Genomic DNA, 4,261 nt, shown 5'->3' with positions numbered 1-4,261 from the left:
AAGCTAACATGTTGCTCATTACCCCCTTTAATATTATTATAATATGATTTGCTATTATAAATTATCTTATATTAATAAAAGCTATTTATTAAGTCAGGTAAATATTCTTTTTTTAATTTTAAATAATCATTTTTTGTAAGTTCGAATCTATGAGACATTTGGAGAGTTTTTCTTGGTTTATAGGTTTTTAAATATTCAAATCCTAAGTTACTTAGTGATTTAGGTGTATATTTATTATCTGAATAAGTTATGGCAACCAATTTATCTAAATTCATCAATTCAAAACCAGTGATAAGAGTTGTCACTGTGAGTTCTGTTGCATAATTATTACCCCAATATTTAGGGTTTATACAAATTCCTATTTCACCTTCTTTTGATCTAGTTCTTATATTGTTAATTCCAATATTTCCAATTACTTTTTTATCTGATTTATGGTAGATAACATAGTTACCCACCTTACCTTGCTTATAGTTATTAATAAAAAATAATTGAACGAATCTTTTTGTATCATTAATAGTTTTGTGAGCTTTAAAAGGTAGGTATTGTACTACTTTTTCTTGACTAAGATACTCATAAATATCAGGAACATCTTGTAAAGTTGCTGGTCTAAGTATAAACCTAGGTGTTTCAATAATTTTCATCTGAGGGTATTGAGAGTTATAAATTTTATATCCAAATATATTATCCATAATTTTGACCTCTTAATTTTAGATTTACTTTAATTTATGAATTTGGGTTTAAATATGTTAAATAAATCTAAAGCTTAGGTATTATTTCTATTTATTTCCATAATTATACTGTTTAAATTGACTTTAAAAGTATATAAATTATAATGAAAAGTAATTATGATTTTAAATAAATAAAAAAAAGAATAATAGATAGGGAGGTACAATATGGAAGAGTCAAGAGTTATTGAGATGATAAAGAGAAATCCTTCTATTATAACAACTATAAATAATCCAACGGATGAAATGAAACTATTAGCCCTAGGGAGAAATGGACTTTTATTAAAAAGTATAAAAAATGCTACAAAAGAAATGAAAGAACTTGCTTTAGAGAATAATGTGAGAGCAATTCAATATATAGATGAGCCAAGTGAAGAAATGATGATTAAGGCTGTAAAAGAAGGCTGGAGTATATTAGATTATATAAAAAATCCAACAGACAATGTTATAAGATTAGCAATAGAGAAATCTGGATGGGCAATTCAGTATGTGAAAAACCCAAGTGAGGAATTGCAATTGCTTGCTGTAAGAAAAAATTATGATTCGATTAAATATATACAAAATCCATGTGAAAAAGTGCAAGAAGAATCAGTAAAAATTAGTTATGATGCACTAAGATATATTAAGTCACCAAGTTTTAACACTCAGCTAATAGCTGTGAAAAGTAATGAATCAGCAGTAAGACTTATCCATGATATGAATAAAGAGAAAAGCCTTGAGTTTTTAAAAGTTAATATTTTAGTAATTAAGCATATATCAAGAGATATACAAAAAGAAATAGAATTGGAAGATTTACAATCTATACTAAAAGAAGTTTTATCTAATGAAAATATAGATGAAAAATACGTGAGAGATTTTATAAATTGTAATGTTATAGACAGAAATAGTGATACTTTTGCAATGGACAAAATTTTGTTCATTCATAAATATGGAAGTAAAAAAGCAAAGAAAGTAGCTGTAGACGAAAAGTTAAAGATAATGTAGGAGAGAGACTATGAATTTTATAGACACATTAAAGAGCGTTGAATTAGTATTATCTACTGAAGAAGTTCCTTTAGTAGTAGGAGAAAGTGGAATAGGAAAAACAGCTTTAGCAAAAAAACTTGCTAAAGATAATAATTGGACTTTAGTTACTATTGATGGAAACCTTCTTAAAGAAGGTGAAATTGGAGGACTTCCAACAGTTGAGTCTTATGAAAGTAGGGATGTTAATGGAAACAAAACTGAAAAGAAAACTACTATTTATGCTGTTCATAATAAATTAAGAGAGATAGATGAAGAAATAAATGCAGGAAGAAGTGTGCTTTTATTTATAGATGAAATAAACCGTTGTGAACATACAGTTCAACAAGAGCTTATGAACTTAATTTTAAATAGAGAAATAAATGGATACAAGTTACCGGAGGATGTAAAAATACTAGCAGCTATGAATCCATCAAGCAAATACGGCTCAGACTTTTATTATCAAGTTGTGGATATGGATGCAGCCCAAGAAAATAGATTTGTTTGGCTAAACATGGAGCCAGATTATAATGGATGGATAAAATGGGCGATAAATGCAGGCATAGAAACTAAAGTTATAGAGTTTATCTCCACATTTCCGGAATATTTACACAAGATAAATGATGAAGATGTGAGAGCCACTCCAAGAAGTTATGAAAGAGTTTCGAAGACTTATAAAATGTACAAAGAGCAACAAGATACTATACCAAGATCAGTATTTCTAAATGTTATAAAAGGTAATGTGGGAAAAGTTATTGCAGAGGAATTTGTAAGTTTTGTTGAGTCAAATTACAGTCCATTAATATCTTTTGGTGATGTATTCTCTGGAGAAAATTTAGATGAAAATGTGATTGAAACAATAAAGAATGAAAGTCATACAAGACTTTATATAAGTGCTATGAATATATTAAAAACACTAGAAAATAAAATGAGTGAAGATAAAGATTCAATATTCCTTATAAATAGATTTGTAGAATTTTTAGGTATATATCCAATAGACTTAATGGTTGGAATTATGAAGGATATGAAAATTAGTTATAATGAGGTATATAAAAAAGCTATAGAAAATGAAAATTTTGTAGATGTGTATTTTCAAGCTTATAGTTCAATAAGGAGCTAATTATGGAAACTTATTTTGAAAAAGAGAGAAAGTACCTTTATGAAACAGCTATGGAGGTAGTTAATGCATCAGAAATGCTAAAAGCATATCGTAAAGGTGAAAAGTATGAAGTGAAAATGGAAACAGAATATAATAGAGAATTTTTTGCTCTTGTAGACAAGGTAAATTTAAGTCTAATGGAAGATAAAGATAATTTCTATGGTTATTTTTTATTTCAAATGGAAAAAGTTATAAGATTTGATATAACAAGCGCAACCGCTGTTAATTTTAAAGGTGCAAAATATGTAATTTACTTTAATCCTATTATTTTTTTAGAACTTAATATGAAGCAAATGGAGACTACAATAAAGCATGAAATTCTTCATATAGTATCTCAACATTTAATGAGAGGTAAGGAATTAAAAGATAAATATAGCACTCTAGCAATTAATATGGCAATGGATGTAGTTGTAAATCAATATTTAAAGTATTTACCACCATATTCAATTACACTTGAATATATAAATGTTAAATATAATCTAAAGCTGGAACCTTATAAAACCTTTGAATACTATTTAGAAAAAATTCAAACAGAGTTAGATTTACAAGAAGATGATGATGAGGGTGAAGAAATAGATAGCAATGAAAATGTAGCAGTTGAATTTGATATAGAAAAAACTCATGATTTCTGGGATGAGTCTGATGAAGTTGACGAAAAAACTTTAAAAGAATTTACAGAAAAAATAGCTGATAATTCACAAAAAGGAAGCATTCCTATTTATATAGAAGGAATGATAAAATCTCTTAAAAGTAGCAAAGGTGAACTTCCTTGGAATCTATATTTAAAAAAGTTAATGGGTACTGTTGAAGCAAATAAAAAGAAGACTACAACAAGAAGAAATAGAAGACAACCTAACAGGTTGGATCTTAGAGGAGAGCTTAGAGGACATAAGGCCGAAATCGCTGTAGCTATTGATATAAGTGGAAGTATAAGTGATGAAGAATTTAAACAGGCAATTAAGGAAGTTCTTAGTATTGTGAAAAATCACAATCAAGAAATAACTATAATAGAATGTGATAAAGAGATTAGACGTGCATACAAAGTAAAATCGATCAAAGATGTAAAAGATAGAATTACAACAGGTGGTGGAACGGAATTTACACCAGTTTTTGAATATGCTAATAATAAAAAGTTAAATTTATTGGTGTATTTTACTGATGGAAAAGGTGAAGAAAGACTAAAAGTCCTTCCAAGAGGATATAAAGTCTTATGGGTTATATCTGGTAGAGGAGATAAACTTTCACTACTTCAGCCTTTTGGAGCTGTTAAAAAATTAAGTAAAGTTGAAATAAAAGAAGAGATTATAGATATGAACGATATTAGAAGTGACGGATATTCTATGAATAATCAACAACCAATGTTATAAATATAAAG

The 4,261-nt window shown here is 27.7% G+C and carries 4 protein-coding genes; 3 read left to right on the top strand and 1 reads right to left on the bottom strand.

Going from position 1 to position 4,261, the window contains the following annotated elements:
- Positions 1–71: 71 nt before the first annotated feature.
- A complete protein-coding gene (locus NSA58_RS16755; protein WP_039678062.1) occupies positions 72–689 on the bottom strand; it encodes a GNAT family N-acetyltransferase in 618 nt (205 codons plus the stop codon).
- Positions 690–893: 204 nt separating this feature from the next.
- On the opposite strand from NSA58_RS16755, the gene NSA58_RS16750 reads away from it, so the two are divergent.
- From NSA58_RS16750 to NSA58_RS16740, 3 genes are read left to right on the top strand one after another with little or no spacing between them, the layout of a single operon-like run.
- A complete protein-coding gene (locus NSA58_RS16750; protein WP_039678061.1) occupies positions 894–1,709 on the top strand; it encodes a hypothetical protein in 816 nt (271 codons plus the stop codon).
- A gap of 10 nt (positions 1,710–1,719) precedes the next feature.
- Positions 1,720–2,847 carry an ATP-binding protein gene (locus NSA58_RS16745; RefSeq protein ID WP_074429624.1) on the top strand — a complete coding sequence of 376 codons (1,128 nt, stop codon included), beginning with the start codon at positions 1,720–1,722 and terminating at the stop codon, positions 2,845–2,847.
- A 2-nt stretch (positions 2,848–2,849) separates the two neighbouring features.
- Positions 2,850–4,253, top strand: a complete 1,404-nt coding sequence (locus NSA58_RS16740) for a vWA domain-containing protein (protein WP_039678059.1) — start codon at positions 2,850–2,852, stop codon at positions 4,251–4,253.
- Positions 4,254–4,261 lie beyond the last annotated feature (8 nt).

Source organism: Terrisporobacter muris (assembly GCF_024621905.1).
Lineage (GTDB): Bacteria > Bacillota > Clostridia > Peptostreptococcales > Peptostreptococcaceae > Terrisporobacter > Terrisporobacter muris.
Note: the sequence above shows the minus strand (reverse complement) of the source record. Positions and strands in the feature narration are given on the sequence as shown.